Raw genomic sequence first — 16322 nt, 5'->3', positions numbered from 1 at the left:
GGGTGGAGCACGCCCGGGCAGGAACGGAGAGAGCGCGTGACGCGCAGCGTGTACGTAACCGGTATCGGCAGGGGGGACGGCCGCCAGGTCGTCGAGCTGGGCGTGATGGAGCTGCTGACCCGGCAGGTGGACCGCGTCGGGGTGTTCCGGCCGCTCGTCCACGACACGCCCGACCGGATGTTCGAGCTGCTGCGCAGCCGCTACCGGCTCACCCAGGACCCGGCGACCGCCTACGGCCTGAGCTACGAGGAGGCGGCCGCGCTCCAGGCCGAGCAGGGCCGGGACGCGCTCATCGCCCGCCTCGTGGACCGCTACCACCTGGTGGCCGCGGAGTTCCCCACCGTGCTCGTCCTCGGCTCGGACTTCCACGAGACCAACCTCCCCGGCGAGCTGGGCGTCAACGCCCGGCTGGCGAACGAGTTCGGCGCCTCGGTGATCCCGGTGGTCGGCGGCCGCGACCAGAGCGCCGACTCGGTGGTGGACGAGGTCCGCAACGCGCACCAGGCGTACAGCGGGCTGGGCTGCGACATCATCGCCATGATCGCCAACCGGGTGCCCCCGCAGGTGCTGGAGGAGGCCGCGACGCGGCTGCGCCGCCGGCTCCCGGTGCCCTCGTACGTCCTGCCCGACGAGCCCGCGCTGTCGGCCCCCACCGTCTCCCAGGTCGTCGAGACGCTCCACGCCGAGGTGCTCCTCGGCGACCACGGCGGGCTGTCCCGGGACGTGATGGGCTTCGTCTTCGGCGGGGCGATGCTGCCGACCTTCATCCGCGCGCTGACCCCCGGCTGCATGGTGATCACCCCGGGCGACCGGGCGGACCTGATCATCGGCTCGCTGGCCGCGCACTCCGCCGGCTCCCCGCCCATCGCCGGCATCCTGCTCACCCTGGACGAGGTGCCCGGCCCGGAGATCATGGCCCTGGCGGCGCGGCTGGCCCCCGGCACGCCGGTCATGTCGGTGCCCGCCGGCAGCTTCCCGACCGCCGCCGAGCTCTTCGCCCTGGAGGCGCGGCTGGGCGCGGCCACCCCCCGCAAGGCGGAGACGGCCCTGGGGCTCTTCGAGAAGCACGTGGACGGTCCCGAGCTGACCGAGCGGCTGTCGGTGGTCCGCGGTGAGCGCGTCACCCCGATGATGTTCGAGCACGAGCTGATCGAGCGGGCCCGCTCCGGCCGCCGCCGGGTGGTCCTGCCCGAGGGGACCGAGGAGCGCATCCTGCACGCGGCCGAGGTCCTGCTGCGCCGGGACGTGTGCGACATCGTCCTGCTCGGCGACGAGGACGCGATCCGCAAGCGGGCCGGCGAGCTCGGCGTCAACGTCGACGTGCCCGGCTGCACCCTGACGAACCCTCAGACCTCGCCGCTGCGCGAGAACTTCGCCGAGCTCTACGCCAGGCTCCGCGCCCACCGGGGCGTCAGCTACGAGCTGGCGTACGACGTCGTGGCCGATGTCTCCTACTTCGGGACGCTGATGGTGGAGCAGGGCCTCGCCGACGGCATGGTCTCCGGCGCCGTCCACTCCACGGCGGCGACGATCCGCCCGGCCTTCGAGATCATCAAGACCGCTCCGGGCGCGTCCATCGTCAGCTCCGTCTTCTTCATGTGCCTGGCCGACCGGGTGCTGGTGTACGGCGACTGCGCCGTCAACCCGGACCCGGACGCCGAGCAGCTGGCCGACATCGCGATCCAGTCCGCCGAGACCGCCGCCCAGTTCGGGGTCGAGCCGCGGGTGGCGATGCTGTCGTACTCCACCGGGACCTCCGGCTCGGGCGCCGACGTGGACAAGGTGCGCCGGGCCACCGAGCTGGTCCGGCAGCGGCGCCCGGAGCTGCTGGTGGAGGGCCCGATCCAGTACGACGCGGCGGTCGACGCGAAGGTCGCGGCCACCAAGCTGCCGGACTCGAAGGTCGCCGGGAACGCCACCGTGCTGATCTTCCCGGACCTCAACACGGGCAACAACACCTACAAGGCCGTGCAGCGTTCGGCGGGCGCCGTGGCGGTCGGCCCGGTGCTGCAGGGTCTGCGCAAGCCCGTCAACGACCTGTCGCGCGGCGCGCTCGTCCAGGACATCGTCAACACCGTCGCCATCACGGCCATCCAGGCCCAGGGCGACCGGTGACCGGCCACAACAGGGAAGGCACCGTGACCGCCACCCGCGTACTCGTGCTCAACTCCGGCTCCTCGTCGGTGAAGTACCAGCTGCTGGACATGGCCGACGGCAGCCGGCCGGCGGCCGGGATCGTCGAGCGGATCGGCGAACCGGGCGGGGCCGCGGACCACGCCGAGGCGCTGAAGACCGTCGCGGACGAGCTCGCCGCCCGCGACCTCGGCCTGGACTCCCCCGAACTGGCCGCGGTGGGCCACCGGGTCGTGCACGGCGGCACGCGCTTCACCGCGCCGACGCTGATCGACGACGAGGTGCTCGCCGCCGTCGAGGAACTCGCGCCGCTGGCCCCGCTCCACAACCCGGCGAACGTCACCGGCATCCGGGTCGCCCGCGACCTGCGCCCGGACCTGCCGCAGGTCGCCGTCTTCGACACCGCCTTCCACTCCACGATCCCCGAGCAGGCCTACCGCTACGCGATCGACCGGGAGACCGCCGACGCCCACCAGGTGCGCCGCTACGGCTTCCACGGGACCTCGCACGCGTACGTCTCCCGCGCCACCGCGCGGCTGCTCGGCAGGGACCCGGCCGAGGTCAACGTCATCGTGCTGCACCTGGGCAACGGCGCGTCCGCCTCCGCCGTGCGCGGCGGGGAGTGCGTGGAGACCTCGATGGGGCTCACCCCCCTGGAGGGCCTGGTGATGGGTACCCGTTCGGGGGACCTGGACCCGGCCGTGGTCTTCCACCTGGCCCGCGTCGGCGGGATGCGGGTGGCGGAGATCGACACCCTGCTCAACAAGCGCTCCGGCCTGCTCGGCCTGTGCGGCGACAACGACATGCGGGAGATCGCCCGCCGGATGGCCGAGGGCGACGCGGCCGCGCAGCTCGCCTTCGACGTCTACGTCCACCGGCTGCGCAAGTACGTCGGCGCCTACACCGCCGTGCTGGGACGGGTCGACGCGATCGCCTTCACGGCGGGCGTCGGCGAGAACTCAGCGGCGGTCCGGGCCGCCGCCATGGGCGGCCTGGAGGCTCTGGGCGTCGAGCTGGACCCGGTGCGCAACGCGGTGCGCGGCAGCGCCGCCCGTGTGGTGTCGGCCGGGGGCAGCCGGGTGGTGGTCGCCGTCGTCCCCACCGACGAGGAGCTGGAGATCGCGCAGCAGACGTACTCGCTGGTGACCGGCCGGTGACTCGTCGAGGCCGCCGCAGGCTCTACTCTATGGCCGCCGTCCGCACCGTCCATGCCTCCCCCGCACGGGAAAATTCCGGAGCGGAACAAACCCGATAGGATCGTCGTCATGCGCCGAGCGAAAATCGTCTGCACCCTGGGTCCCGCCGTCGACTCCTACGACCAGCTGAAGACGCTGGCCGAGGCCGGAATGAACGTGGCCCGCTTCAACTTCAGCCACGGCAGCCACGCCGAGCACGAGGAGCGCTACCAGCGGGTGCGCAAGGTCTCCGTGGAGACCGGACGTGCCATCGGCGTGCTGGCCGACCTCCAGGGGCCCAAGATCCGCCTGGAGACCTTCGCGGACGGTCCCGTGGAGCTGGTCGCCGGTGACGAGTTCGTCATCACCACCGAGGACGTCCCCGGTGACAAGACCATCTGCGGCACCACCTACAAGGGCCTGCCCGCCGACGTCCGCGCCGGCGACCCCGTCCTGATCAACGACGGCAACGTCGCGCTGCGCGTGATCGAGGTCGAGGGCCAGCGGGTCCGCTGCCTGGTCGTCGAGGGCGGCGTCATCTCCGACCACAAGGGCATCAACCTGCCCGGCGCCGCGGTCAACGTCCCCGCGCTGTCCGAGAAGGACATCGAGGACCTGCGCTTCGCACTGCGCATGGGCGTCGACATGGTGGCGCTCTCCTTCGTGCGCGACGCCAAGGACGTCCGTGACGTCCACCGCGTCATGGACGAGGTCGGCCGCCGCGTGCCGGTCATCGCCAAGGTCGAGAAGCCGCAGGCGGTCGAGAACATGGAGGACGTCGTCGCCGCCTTCGACGGCGTCATGGTGGCCCGCGGCGACCTGGCGGTGGAGTACCCGCTGGAGAAGGTCCCGATGGTGCAGAAGCGGCTGATCGAGCTCTGCCGCCGCAACGCCAAGCCGGTGATCGTCGCGACCCAGATGATGGAGTCGATGATCACCAACTCCCGTCCGACCCGCGCCGAGGCCTCCGACGTCGCCAACGCGATCCTGGACGGCACGGACGCGGTCATGCTGTCCGCCGAGTCCAGCGTCGGCAAGTACCCGATCGAGACCGTGAAGACGATGTCGCGGATCATCGAGGCGGCCGAGGTCGAGCTGCTCAAGCAGGGCCTGTGGCCGCTCGAGGGCCGCAAGCCGCGCACCCAGGGCGGCGCCGTCGCCCGCGCCGCCGCCGAGCTCGCGGACTACCTGGACGCCAAGACCCTGGTCGCCTTCACCAAGTCCGGCGACACCGCCCGCCGGCTGGCCCGCTACCGCGTTCCGCAGTCCGTGGTGGCGTACACGACCGACGAGTCGACCCGCAACATGCTGGCACTCACCTGGGGCGTGCAGACCACCGTCGTCCCGCACGTGAACACCACCGACGAGATGGTGGAGATCGTCAACCAGGAGATGCTGAAGCTCAGCGACTACACCGAGGGCGACACCGTGATCATCACGGCCGGTTCCCCGCCCGGTGTCCCCGGCACCACCAACCTGGTGCGGGTCCACCACCTCGGCCACCGCGCGGTCTGACCGGATGCCGGGCCGCCCGGACACGGGAACGGCGGAGGGCGCCTCCCCTTGCGGGGACGGCGCCCTCCGCCGTTTCCTTGTGCGCGGCTCCCGGAGGGGTCCTGTGCGGGCGGGCCGGCTTCGCTCAGTCCGCGGTGTTGTACACGTGCATGCCGGGGACCTTCAGCGTGCCGCCGAACTGACCGGCCTGCTCGACCGTCACGTTGGTGAAGAAGGCGGCCGGCACGTTGATCGGAGGCGGGGTGTCCGGGGTGAACTCGATGGGGATGAGCCCGAAGAGGTTGCCCTTCAGCGACTCGGTGTACATCGTCACCGTGCCGTTGCGGATCGTCGAGGTGCTGCCCTTGCGGGCGTCCACGTGCCCGACGGTGCCGTTCGGCCCCACGACCTCCTGCCGCAGGTCCTTGATGTCCACGCCGGTGGCGGTGAACTTCAGGACCTTCTTGACCTTTCCGCTCCAGGTCTTGACCTCGACGATGCCCTTGTAGTCGAGCCCGGTCAGGGTCAGCAGGCTGCTGCGCAGGACCCAGGGGTCGTCCGGCAGCAGCGACTGCGTCTCCTGGTAGGCGGCGTCCGCCAGGGCCTGCGCGTCGTGGGTCGGGCACGGGAACGGGGTCTTGCCGTCCTCCGACACGGCCGGCGAGCTCTGCGAGGGGTTCGGGGTCTGCGTGACCTTCCCCGTCGTCTCCGAGAGCTTCTCGACCGCCTCGGACACCGACTTCTTCAGCGTGTCGGTGGTGTCCTCGGCCTTCTTCACCGTGCCCGTCGAGGCGCCCGGCCTGGGAGCGGCCGAGGTCGCGCCCGGGGCGGGCGTCGTGCTCGGCGAGGGGGTCGCGGTGGCGGACTCCTCGCTCTTCTTGTCGAGGCCCAGCAGGTCGCCCAGGGCGTCACCGACGCCCAGCGGGTCCAGCGGGTTGCTCTGCTTGGTCGCCGACGGCGAGGCGGACGGCTCGGGCGCCGTCGTCCCCGCGCCACCGGAGGAACCGCCGCCGCTCTCGTCGCCCTTGCCGCCCCCGTCACCGGAACCAGGGGATCCCGACGAGGGGTCGTCCGACGAGGCGCTCACGGACGGGGTGGGGGTCGCGGTCGGGGACTTGGTGGCCCCGCTCGACGGGGTGACGCCCGGCCTCGCGGACTCCGACGGTTCGTCGGGCTGCTCGACGCACTTGGTGCCCGAGAACGGGTTCTTCGGCAGTTCGTCGGCGGAGGCCAGCCTCGGGGTCAGTCCCATGCCCATCAGGACCGCCGTCGGCATCGCGGCCAGGGCTATCGCCTTGCCCGCGGGCATCTGCAGCTTGGTCAGCAGCGACTTCCTCGGTGCCGCGTGCCGCGGCCCCGTTCTCTCACGGGTGCCGCTGCCGGCGGCGACCCCGGAAGCGGGCTGGACCTCATCACCCCGCACTGTGCCTCCCGTTCGCGTCTACGGTCTCGGCGCCGTCCACCGGGTGCTGCGGGGCGGTCGCCGCCTGGTCGCCGGCCGGGTCGGCCTGGTACTCGCCGTAGGCCGCCGCGTAGGGGGAGCCGGGCGGCGGCACATAGCCGGCGTCACCGTCGTCGCCCTTGCCGCTGCCGGGCAGTTCCGCCGGGTCCGCGCCGCCGTCGGCGGGCGGTACGCCCGGGGCCCAGGAGACGGCGAGGGCGCCGCCGATCAGGCCCAGCAGGAAGCCCACCACGAAGCCGCCGAAGTTGGAGACCACCAGCGACACCAGCGCCAGCAGGATCGACGCGACGCCCGAGAAGACCCGCACCGCCGACTGGAACCACATGGTGAGGCCGAGTACGACCAGCAGCACGCCGATGATCAGTGAACCGGACCCGGCCGTGGTGGCCATGGTCAGGCTCAGCGCGCCGAGTGAGAGATGGGCGTACGGGAAGTACGCGATGGGCAGACCGGCCAGCAGCGTCAGCAGGCCCGCCCAGAACGGCCGCTGCCCGCGCCATACGCGGAAGCGGAACCGCCAATAGCCGAACCGGCCCCTCAGTCCGTGTGTCTCGGCGCTCATGGAAAACAGCTCCCTGGGACTGGCGTTTCTAGAAAGAGTCGGGGGTGAGGAAGGTGAGGGGCATCCCGTGCCCCCCACCCCCTCTGGTCAGGCTAGAAGCACTCGAGCTTCTGGCCGGATCCCATCTTCACCGACATGCTCAGGCCGCTGAGCTTGAAGGTGCCCGCGCTGGTCGCCCACGCGGTCTGCTGCACACCGGTGAGGTGAGCCTTCCGGGCCTCCTGGGCGAAGGAACCGGGGTCGGTCTTGTCACCGGCCTTGATGCCGGGGCCCTGCTGGGTGTCACCGGCGGCGACACCGATGTTGATGTCGGTGAACTCCGCATCGGCGTCGAGCTGGTCGAGGTCGATGTAGAGGTTCTTCGCCTCGACCTTCTTGCCGCCGTTGCCGGCGCCCAGCTTCAGCGTGACGTCGCCGATCGGCGTCGGCACGACCACGGACTGGCACAGTCCGGTGATCGTCGCCGAGTCGAACGCGGACACCGCGACCGGGACCGGCTTGCCGCCGTGCTGGATGTCGAGGGCTCCGTACTGGACGAAGCCCTCACCCTGCAGGTCCTGGGCGGAGACCTTGAACTGCTGGCCCGACACGCTGAACGAAGCGGCGAGCGCGCCCTGCCCCAGGGCCACGCCTATCGCCGCGGTGGCGGCGACACTCGGGACCATGACAACGGCGAACCGCTTCCATCTGGTACCGCCGCGGATGAGCGACTCCATGACTTTCCTCCTTCTCGGACGTACATCTCCGGCCGGAATCGTGGGGATTGCGGCGGGATGGGAGAAGTGCTACGTCCTCGGGAAGGAGAGCGCCGCATCGACGGCCGTCACGCGGGTAAGAGCGGACGACACTGTCCGAAAATCGGCGATCACCCCCGAGCGACAACCACACGGCCACGCTCTCGCGCAACCTGCTGGACAGGCCCCGCCGGACGGCGGAGACCCCCCTGCCCGCGGTCCGCGTCCGCTGCTGGCACAGCTTCGGCGTCCCGGCCCGGTGGGGACCCGCGCACGAATCGGACGGCTGGATGCCGACTTCTCGGCGACGGACCGGGCTTGGCCGATCGTGGTCCATTCGGCGCCGCTGCACAAGGGGCGTCGTTACTAGCGGGTAACGGTGCGATAACCCAGAAGTTATGGTCTAGACCACAACGGTTACCGTACGTAGTTGCGATGAGGGTGTGAAAATCACCCACCGGGTAACAGATGCGGACAGAGTCCTGTCACTCTCTTACCGGAAGTAACAGCGGCCGCGCTTCATCAAGATTTGGTAAAGCGCGGCCGGTCCTGCGCCGGGCTCGAAATGGCTTTCGAGGCACGGCCACCTTACGTGATCAGGTCAGAACAGCACTCGCGCGAGGGCCGCGCGGGCGGCCGTCACCCGGGGGTCGTCGGCGCCGATCACCTCGAACAGCTCCAGCAGCCGCAGCCGCACGGTCTCGCGGTCCTCGCCGACGGTGCGCCGCACGGTGTCCACCAGCCGGCCGAAGGCGTCCTCGACATGGCCGCCGACCAGGTCCAGATCGGCCACGGCGATCTGCGCCGCCACGTCCGCCGGCGCGTCGGCCGCGGCCTTGCGGGCGGCCTGCGCGTCGGCTCCCTCCACCCGCCGCAGCAACTCGGCCTGTGCCAGGCCCAGCTTCGCCTCGGCGTTGGACGGGTCGTCCGAGAGCACGTTGCGGTACGCCTGGATCGCGCCACCGAGGTCGCCCTGGTCCAGCGCGTCGTGCGCCGCCGACAGCGCGATCTCCTGCGCGGTGGGCGGCCGCTCCTCGGCCACCGGCACCTCGGCGCCCTCCTCGGCCGGCACGCCCGTGATCCCGAACCGCTGCTCGGCCACGGCGACCAGCTGGTCCAGCACCTCGCGGATCTGGTCCTCGGGAGCGGCGCCCTGGAAGAGCGGCATGGCCTGGCCGGCCAGCACCGCGAACACCGCGGGAATGCCCTGCACGCCGAACTGCTGCACCAGCAGCTGGTTCGCGTAGACGTCGATCCTGGCGACGACGATCCGGCCCGCGTAGGTGGCGGCGAGCCGCTCCAGCGTCTCCTGCAACTGCACACTCGCGTCCGCGCGGTCGGTCCAGAAGTGGACGACGACCGGGACCTCGGTGGAGCGCTGCAGGACATCGCTCTCGAAGGTGGCCTCGGTGACCTCGGTCACCAGGGCGGGGGCGGCGGGCGCTCCCCCGTTGCGGGCGGCTTCCGCGCGGGCCTGTTCGGCCTTCGCCTTGGCCTCTCCGGCCGCCTTCACAGCGGCGAGGTCGACCACGCCGCTCATGGACATGTTCCGTGGCTGCATGAGACCAATCCTCCCCCCTCGTCGCGGTTCCCGGGGAATCGCCCCCCGAAAGCGCCACCTGCGGCACGCGGCGATGACGCGCCGCCCGACGCGAAGTCCCCGACTCGCGCGCGGTGGCCGCCACCCTTTCGATACGACCCGTAGCGTAACTGCAGGGTCGCGCGCCGCGCAACGGGGATAGGGTTCCCAGCCATGTGCGCGCGTGAAACAGGCAGAAGGACCGGACGTCCCCGCAGCGCGGAGGCCCACCGGGCGATCCTGGACGCCGCACGGCAGGCCCTGGTCGAGCTCGGCTGGGGCAAGCTCACCATGGGCGACGTCGCGGCCCGCGCGAGGGTCGCCAAGACCACCCTCTACCGGCGCTGGGCGAACAAGAGCGAACTCGTCGTGGACGCGGTCGCCGTCCTCTTCGACGAGCTCGAACTGCCCGACCGCGGCAGCCTGCGGGCCGACGTGGAGGGCGTGGTCCTGCAGTTCGCGGCCCTGCTGGAGCAGCCCGCCACCAGGACCGCGCTCATGGCCGTGGTCGCCGAGGCCACCCACGACGACGGGCTGCGGCGGCGGATCCGGGCGGCGATCGTCGACCGGCAGAAGCGCCTGGTCGTCGAGGGCCGCCGGCGGGCCCAGGCACGCGGGGAGATTGCGCCGGACGACGGCGACCCCACAGCGCAGGTCGACCTGATCTTCGACGTCATCGCGGGGGCCGTGGTGCACCGCGCGCTCGTCAGCTGCGAACCGGTGGACGCCGACTGGGCGGCCCGCTTCACCACCGTCCTGCTGGGCGGCCTCGCGGCGGCCTCGGCGATCTAGCCGTCGCCGGGAGTTCGGCCCCCGTTCCTTCGAGGAAACCTCGACACCCCTTGCCCGTATGGCATGTCATCGTCATGCTTACCGGCGGGTCATCTACTCGCATAGACAACCCGGCGGCCAGGCATGGCCGTTGCTCGGCGTTCCCTCGTTCCACCCTGTCAGCGCGCCCATTGATCGCTCGCCCCCAGGAGGATCGATCCACGTGAGACACCCTCACCCCGGTCGGCGCGGCGTCGTCGCCACCGTCGCCGCCTCGCTGATCGCCCTGACGGCCGCACAGAGCGCCACCGCGCTCCCCGTGACCGCCGCCCCGCGTGCCCACGCCCCGTCGTCCGCCGTCACCGTGGCGGAGGACCAGGCGGCGCGCGCCATCGCCGGTTCCCTCTCCGACGCCTCGTGGAGCGCCCGCGTCCGCCACGCGGCGCTGTCCTCGGACGAGGTGGCCGTCACCGAACTCGCAGGCAAGCAGTTGCGGCCCGCGCTCGCCGACGCCGACCGGCGGATCGCCGCCGCCAAGGGCCTCGGCGCGGACGTCGGTTCCCTGCTGCGGCTGCGGCTCGGGGACGACTCGATGCGCGCGGCGCTGGCCTCCGGTGTCACCCCCTGGGTGGCCGCGGCCAGTTCCGACGAGGACGTCCGCACCGTCACCGCCTACGACAGCCGGGGCCGGGCCCACCGCCTCGACGCCCGTACCGCCCCCACCCACCCGGTGTACGTCGTCGACATCGACGGCTCCAAGGCGCTGGCCGCGGGCCTGGACGTCCTGCGGGGCGAACTGGACCGCCAGGGCCTGACGTCCTCCGAGCGGCGCTCCGCGGCGCCGTCCTCGACGTCGGCCTCGACGGCCGCGGCCGGCTTCTGGACCACGCGCATCACCCAGGTCCGGCTCTCCGACGACGAAGAGCCGTGGGTCAAGGGCGACGCCGAGATCTACACCCTCGTCACGGGCTTCGGCCTCGACGGGGTCGTACGGGTCGACCCCGTCGACATGCCGTACCTGGACAACGACGGGACGACGTACAGCCCGAACCAGATCCTGGTCAACTGGTCGCTGTACAAGTACAACCTCGCCGACGCCGTGATGATGGAGGACGACGGCAGCACCAACTACCGCGACCTGGCGAAGGCCATCGCGGGGGTGCTGCTGACCATCGCCGACCAGGGCGCCTACATCCCGCTGGTGAACGCGGTCCTGGACGCCGTCCCGGACGACTGGTGGACCGACGACCCGGACTACGTCGACTCCTGGTACACGCTGGCCCGCAGCGACAACGGCACCCGCAACGGCGCCCGCGGCAACGGCTGGATGACCCTGCAGCCGTACTTCGTCGAGCAGTTCTGAGCCGTGTGCCCGCCGCCCCCGGGCTCCGGGGGCGGCGGACACGACGGATGGCGGGGCCCGTCGGGAACACGCGCTGTTCCCGACGGGCCCCGCGTCGTCCGTCAGAAGCGGGCGGGCTCGGTGTAGCTGCCCCACTCGTCACGCAGGGCGCCGCAGATCTCGCCGAGCGTGGCCTCGGCCCGCACCGCGTCCAGCATCGGTCCGATCATGTTGCCGCCGTCCCGGGCGGCGGCCAGCATCGCGTCCAGTGCCTTGCGGACGGCGGCGTCGTCGCGCTCGCCCTTGCGGTCGGCGAGCACGCGGACCTGCTCGCGCTCGACCTCGTGGCTGACCCGCAGGATCTCCAGGTCGCCCGTCACGGAGCCGGTGTGGCAGTTGACGCCGACGACCCTCTTGTCGCCCTTCTCCAGGGCGCGCTGGTACTCGAAGGCGGCCTCGGCGATCTGGCCGGTGAAGTAGCCGTCCTCGATGCCGCGCAGGATGCCCGAGGTGATGGGGCCGACCGGGTGCCGGCCGTCCGGCACCGCGCGGGCGCCGAGTTCCTTGATCTTGTCGAAGATCTTCTCCGCGTCCGCCTCGATGCGGTCGGTCAGCGCCTCGACGTACCAGGAGCCGCCCAGCGGGTCGGCCACATTGGCGACGCCGGTCTCCTCCATCAGCACCTGCTGCGTGCGCAGCGCGATCTCCGCCGCCTGGGCGCTGGGCAGCGCCAGCGTCTCGTCCAGCGCGTTGGTGTGCAGCGAGTTGGTGCCGCCGAGGACCGCGGCCAGGGCCTCCACGGCGGTGCGGACGACGTTGTTGTACGGCTGCTGGGCGGTCAGCGAGACGCCCGCGGTCTGGGTGTGGAAGCGCAGCCACTGCGCCTTGTCGGTCCTGGCGCCGTACACGTCGCGCATCCAGCGGGCCCAGATCCGGCGCGCGGCGCGGAACTTGGCGATCTCCTCGAAGAAGTCCAGGTGCGCGTCGAAGAAGAAGGACAGGCCCGGCGCGAAGGTGTCGACGTCCAGCCCGCGGGACAGGCCCAGCTCCACGTAGCCGAAGCCGTCGGCGAGTGTGTAGGCGAGTTCCTGCGCGGCCGTGGAGCCGGCCTCGCGGATGTGGTAGCCGGAGACCGACAGCGGCTTGTACGCGGGGATGCCCGCCGCGCAGTGCTCCATCAGGTCGCCGATCAGGCGCAGGTGCGGCTCGGGGGCGAACAGCCACTCCTTCTGCGCGATGTACTCCTTGAAGATGTCGGTCTGCAGGGTGCCGTTGAGCACGGCGGGGTCGACGCCCTGGCGCTCGGCGGCCACCAGGTACATGCAGAAGACCGGCACCGCGGGGCCGGAGATCGTCATGGAGGTGGTGACGTCGCCGAGCGGGATGTCCTTGAACAGGACCTCCATGTCGGCGGCGGAGTCGATGGCGACACCGCAGTGGCCGACCTCACCCAGCGAGCGGGGGTCGTCGGAGTCGCGGCCCATGAGGGTGGGCATGTCAAAGGCGACGGACAGGCCGCCGCCGCCCGCCTCCAGGATCATCTTGTAGCGCTCGTTGGTCTGCTCGGCGTTGCCGAAGCCCGCGAACTGGCGGATCGTCCACGTACGGCCCCGGTAACCGGTCGGGTGCAGTCCGCGCGTGAAGGGGTACTCGCCGGGCCAGCCGATCCGCTCGAAGCCGGGTACGCCCTCCCCCGCGGGCGGGCCGTACACGGGCTCGACCGGATCGCCGGAGAGCGTGCTGAAGTCGGCCTCACGCTTGCGCGCGGCGTCGTAGCGCGCCTGCCAGCGGCTGCGCCCCTCCTCGATGGCTGCAGCGTCCATGCCGTGTCTCCGCCTCTCTCGCCTACCGGGCGCGTCCCCGTAGCACGAGGATGGCCCCTACAAGGCGAAAATACTAGGACGTCCTAGTATTTGTCGACGGCGAATCCTCCCGCCCACCGAGGGAGGGGAGGAAACCGCAGGTCAGGCGAGTGTCAGACCTTGACGGGTTCACCCGCGGGCACCACCAGCGGGGTGACCTCGCGGCTCACCTTGCGCTCGACGAAGAACGCGGCGGTGGGGATCGTGCCGGCCAGCAGCACCCAGGCCAGCTTGCCGATCGGCCACTTCGCCTTGGAGCCGAGGTCGAAGGCGAAGACCAGGTAGAGGACGTACAGCCAGCCGTGGGCGATGCTGACGACCTTGGTGAAGCCCGCGGCGCCGTCGATCTCCAGCACGTACTTGGCGATCACGCCGATGGTCAGCAGCACCAGCAGCACGCCCGTCACGTAGGCGAGCGTGCGGTACCGGGTCAGAACACTCTGCTTCATGCGAACGAGCGTAACCGCTGCGATTCCGGCACCCGCCACGGCCCCGGCCGTGGCGGGTCTCACTCCTCGAAGTCCCCAGCGGCTATGCGCAGCGGTCGCAGCAGGTCGAAGATCTCCGCGCACTCCTCGTCGTCGTACGCGCCGAGCCCGAACTTCATCCCCATGAGGTCCTCGGTGGCCGCCTCGCACACCTCGCGGCCCTTGGCGGTGATGGAGGCGAGCGTGCCGCGGCCGTCGTTCGGATTGGGCCGCTTCGCGACGAAGCCGGCGGCGACCAGGCGGTCGACGGTGTTGGTGACCGAGGTGGGGTGCACCATGAGGCGCTCGCCGATCTTGGACATCGGCAGCTCGCCCTCCTTGCTGAAGGCCAGCAGCACCAGCGCCTCGTAGCGGGCGAAGGTCAGCCCGTACGGCTTGACGACGGAGTCGACCTGGGAGAGCAGGATCTGCTGGGCGCGCATGATCGACGTGATCGCGACCATCGAGGGCACACGCCCCCAGCGCCGGGTCCAGATCTCGTCGGCACGGGCGATGGGGTCGAAGGGCAGGCTCAGCGGCTTGGGCACAGGCCCGAGCCTACCCGTCGGTCACATGCTGGGCAGCAGCGTCTCGCGGGGCGGGACGGCGTCGTCCACCGGCGCCATGGTGCGCGTGATCGTACGGCGGTTTCCCGTCACACGTATTACCGCGATGTTTCAGCCATCCAGGACGCGGATCGTGACCGGAAAGCCGCCCTCCCCGGGGAGGGTTTCCCCTACGCGTGGGACGGAGTTGTCACCCTTTGGGCCGGGAGATGGCCGCATGGGCCGGGGCCGCCGTCGCGCGAACCGGCCAAAGGATGAAATGCACCTGTCATTTACCCTCCGTTCGGTGCGAGGCTCCTTGCCGCACGGAACACCGCGCACCCCCCACACGGCCCCGGTCACCCACACGCCCGGGGTCCTCGCCCGTCGCCCCCACGCGACGGGAGCCAAGGAGTCACATTGCGCAAGAAGCTGGCATTCGGCACGCTCGCCGCCGCCTCGGCGCTCCTGGCCGGCGGTCTCCAGTCCCTCGCGGCGAACGCCCAGAGCGCCCCCACCGCCCAGGGCATCGCCGCCTCCCACGCACAGGCCTTGTCCGACGCCCGCGGCGAGGCCGCCGGCCTCGCCGGGAGCCTCGGCCTGGGCGACCGCGAGCAACTGACCGTCAGGGACGCCGTCGTCGACCCCGACGGCACCCGTCACCTGCGCTACGACCGCACCTACGCCGGCCTGGAGGTGCTCGGCGGCGACCTGGTGGTGCACCAGGACAGGAGCGGCGCCACCCGGTCCGTCTCGCGCGCGGCCACCGCGAGAATCGCGCCCGCCACGCTCACGCCCTCCGTCACGGCCGCCGCCGCCCGGGAGAAGGCCGCGGCGACCGTCAAGGGCCTGCTCAAGACCCCGCTCGTCAAGGGCGAGGAGCCGCTGAAGGCGGTCGGGGCGGCCGCCGCCCCCGAGAAGGTCGTCTGGGCCGTCAGCGGCACGCCCCGCCTGGCGTACCGGACCGTGGTCCACGGCACCCAGGCCGACGGCACCCCCAGCGCGCTCAACGTCGTCACCGACGCCGCCACCGGCGCCGTGATCCAGGCCTACGAAGGCATCCAGACCGGCAGCGGGACCGGCGTCCACGTGGGCTCGGTCCAGCTCACCACCACGAAGTCCGGCAGCACCTTCACGCTCAAGGACGCGAGCCGCGGCGGCATCTACACCACGGACCTGAACAACCGCACCAGCGGCACCGGGACCACCTTCTCCGACACCGACGACGTCTGGGGCAACGGCTCCCCCTCCAACCGCCAGTCCGCCGCCGTGGACGCGCAGTTCGGCGCGGCGGCGACGTGGGACTTCTACAAGAACACCTTCAGCCGCTCCGGCATCCGCAACGACGGCAAGGGCTCCCTGTCGCGCGCCCACTACGGCAGCAACTACGTCAACGCCTTCTGGGACGACAGCTGCTTCTGCATGACCTACGGCGACGGCTCGGGCAACACCCACCCGCTGACCGCCCTCGACGTCGCGGGCCACGAGATATCCCACGGCGTCACCAGCGCCACGGCCGGCCTGACCTACTCCGGGGAGTCCGGCGGCCTCAACGAGGCCACCTCCGACATCTTCGGCACCATGGTGGAGTTCTACGAGAACCTGCCCTCGGACACGCCCGACTACCTCATCGGCGAGAAGATCGACATCAACGGCGACGGCAGCCCGCTGCGGTACATGGACAAGCCGTCCAAGGACGGCGCCTCCGCCGACTACTGGTCGTCCTCGGTGAAGAACCTCGACGTCCACTACTCGTCGGGCGTGGCCAACCACTTCTTCTACCTGCTCTCCGAGGGCAGCGGCGCCAAGACCGTCAATGGTGTCGCCTACAACAGCCCGACGAAGAACGGCTCCACCGTCACCGGCATCGGCCGCGCCAAGGCCGCCGCCGTCTGGTACCGCGCGCTGACGGTGTACTTCACCTCGTCCACCAACTACGCCAAGGCCCGCACCGCGACCCTGAGCGCGGCCAAGGACCTGTACGGAACCGGCTCCGCCGAGTACAACGCGGTCGCCGCCGCATGGACCGGGGTCAACGTCAGCTGACCCAGGACCGGTTGACCCGACCGGCGCCCCATCACTCGTGGTGCCGCGGACCGCCCCATACGGTCCGCGGCACCACGGGCACGTTCTCCGTCCGGCCCGCTCAGACACCGCCGGCGGCGGTCCTGCGCACCCGCGCCAGCACCGCCAGCA

The 16322-nt window shown here is 71.3% G+C and carries 13 protein-coding genes; 6 read left to right on the top strand and 7 right to left on the bottom strand.

Annotation, left to right across the window (positions count from 1 at the left end; translation table 11 throughout):
• Nucleotides 1-36: 36 nt before the first annotated feature.
• The 3 genes from pta to pyk all read left to right on the top strand — a co-directional run bounded on the left by pta (nt 37) and on the right by pyk (nt 4823).
• Nucleotides 37-2115, top strand: coding sequence for a phosphate acetyltransferase (gene pta / locus PV342_RS27745; protein WP_329185656.1), 2079 nt, complete (start codon nt 37-39; stop codon nt 2113-2115).
• A gap of 23 nt (nt 2116-2138) precedes the next feature.
• Nucleotides 2139-3290: an acetate kinase gene (locus tag PV342_RS27740; protein WP_361000220.1), complete on the top strand. Its 1152-nt coding sequence runs from the start codon at nt 2139-2141 to the stop codon at nt 3288-3290.
• Nucleotides 3291-3398: 108 nt separating this feature from the next.
• A complete protein-coding gene (pyk, locus tag PV342_RS27735) occupies nt 3399-4823 on the top strand; it encodes a pyruvate kinase (protein ID WP_400802216.1) in 1425 nt (474 codons plus the stop codon).
• Between the two features lie 124 nt (nt 4824-4947).
• Here pyk and PV342_RS27730 read toward each other — a convergent pair whose 3' ends face one another.
• From PV342_RS27730 to PV342_RS27715, 4 genes are all read right to left on the bottom strand, one after another.
• The gene (locus tag PV342_RS27730) at nt 4948-6225 is read right to left on the bottom strand and encodes a hydrogenase expression protein HypF (protein ID WP_400802213.1); all 1278 of its coding nucleotides are present in this window, start codon (nt 6223-6225) and stop codon (nt 4948-4950) included.
• Nucleotides 6215-6826: a DUF6114 domain-containing protein gene (locus PV342_RS27725; protein WP_400802210.1), complete on the bottom strand. Its 612-nt coding sequence runs from the start codon at nt 6824-6826 to the stop codon at nt 6215-6217. The genes PV342_RS27730 and PV342_RS27725 overlap by 11 nt, the downstream gene beginning before the upstream one ends.
• 92 nt (nt 6827-6918) lie before the next feature.
• Nucleotides 6919-7542, bottom strand: a complete 624-nt coding sequence (locus PV342_RS27720; protein WP_329185662.1) for a DUF6230 family protein — start codon at nt 7540-7542, stop codon at nt 6919-6921.
• Between the two features lie 619 nt (nt 7543-8161).
• Nucleotides 8162-9121 carry a tetratricopeptide repeat protein gene (locus PV342_RS27715; protein WP_078620223.1) on the bottom strand — a complete coding sequence of 320 codons (960 nt, stop codon included), beginning with the start codon at nt 9119-9121 and terminating at the stop codon, nt 8162-8164.
• Between the two features lie 192 nt (nt 9122-9313).
• Between PV342_RS27715 and PV342_RS27710 the strand changes: the two genes are divergently transcribed.
• Together PV342_RS27710 and PV342_RS27705 are read left to right on the top strand one after the other, a co-directional pair.
• The gene (locus PV342_RS27710; protein WP_400802208.1) at nt 9314-9931 is read left to right on the top strand and encodes a TetR/AcrR family transcriptional regulator; all 618 of its coding nucleotides are present in this window, start codon (nt 9314-9316) and stop codon (nt 9929-9931) included.
• 202 nt (nt 9932-10133) lie between these two features.
• On the top strand, nt 10134-11273 hold the full coding sequence (locus PV342_RS27705) for a DUF3103 family protein (RefSeq protein ID WP_500319046.1): 1140 nt from the start codon (nt 10134-10136) through the stop codon (nt 11271-11273).
• A gap of 101 nt (nt 11274-11374) precedes the next feature.
• Here the strand turns inward: PV342_RS27705 and icmA are convergent, their stop codons facing one another.
• The 3 genes from icmA to PV342_RS27690 all read right to left on the bottom strand — a co-directional run bounded on the left by icmA (nt 11375) and on the right by PV342_RS27690 (nt 14129).
• Nucleotides 11375-13075, bottom strand: a complete 1701-nt coding sequence (icmA, locus tag PV342_RS27700; RefSeq protein ID WP_391578724.1) for a coenzyme B12-dependent isobutyryl-CoA mutase large subunit — start codon at nt 13073-13075, stop codon at nt 11375-11377.
• Nucleotides 13076-13227: 152 nt separating this feature from the next.
• Nucleotides 13228-13563: a DUF3817 domain-containing protein gene (locus PV342_RS27695; protein WP_018563488.1), complete on the bottom strand. Its 336-nt coding sequence runs from the start codon at nt 13561-13563 to the stop codon at nt 13228-13230.
• Nucleotides 13564-13622: 59 nt separating this feature from the next.
• On the bottom strand, nt 13623-14129 hold the full coding sequence (locus PV342_RS27690) for a MarR family winged helix-turn-helix transcriptional regulator (RefSeq protein WP_018563489.1): 507 nt from the start codon (nt 14127-14129) through the stop codon (nt 13623-13625).
• A 417-nt stretch (nt 14130-14546) separates the two neighbouring features.
• On the opposite strand from PV342_RS27690, the gene PV342_RS27685 reads away from it, so the two are divergent.
• Nucleotides 14547-16172 (top strand): M4 family metallopeptidase, encoded by a 1626-nt coding sequence (locus PV342_RS27685; RefSeq protein WP_500319044.1) that lies wholly within the window; start codon nt 14547-14549, stop codon nt 16170-16172.
• Nucleotides 16173-16322 lie beyond the last annotated feature (150 nt).

The sequence above is a fragment of the Streptomyces sp. PA03-3a genome, from assembly GCF_033792735.1.
In the GTDB taxonomy this organism is placed as follows: Bacteria; Actinomycetota; Actinomycetes; order Streptomycetales; family Streptomycetaceae; genus Actinacidiphila.
This window is presented reverse-complemented; position numbering and strand designations above follow the sequence as displayed.

Excerpts from the sequence above, each read along its gene's own strand:
- pyk (WP_400802216.1), top strand. The coding sequence starts at position 3,399 with ATGCGCCGAGCGAAAATCGTCTGCACCCTGGGTCCCGCCGTCGACTCC.
- PV342_RS27695 (WP_018563488.1), bottom strand. The coding sequence starts at position 13,563 with ATGAAGCAGAGTGTTCTGACCCGGTACCGCACGCTCGCCTACGTGACG.
- PV342_RS27720 (WP_329185662.1), bottom strand. The coding sequence starts at position 7,542 with ATGGAGTCGCTCATCCGCGGCGGTACCAGATGGAAGCGGTTCGCCGTT.
- PV342_RS27715 (WP_078620223.1), bottom strand. The coding sequence starts at position 9,121 with ATGCAGCCACGGAACATGTCCATGAGCGGCGTGGTCGACCTCGCCGCT.
- PV342_RS27725 (WP_400802210.1), bottom strand. The coding sequence starts at position 6,826 with ATGAGCGCCGAGACACACGGACTGAGGGGCCGGTTCGGCTATTGGCGG.
- PV342_RS27710 (WP_400802208.1), top strand. The coding sequence starts at position 9,314 with ATGTGCGCGCGTGAAACAGGCAGAAGGACCGGACGTCCCCGCAGCGCG.
- icmA (WP_391578724.1), bottom strand. The coding sequence starts at position 13,075 with ATGGACGCTGCAGCCATCGAGGAGGGGCGCAGCCGCTGGCAGGCGCGC.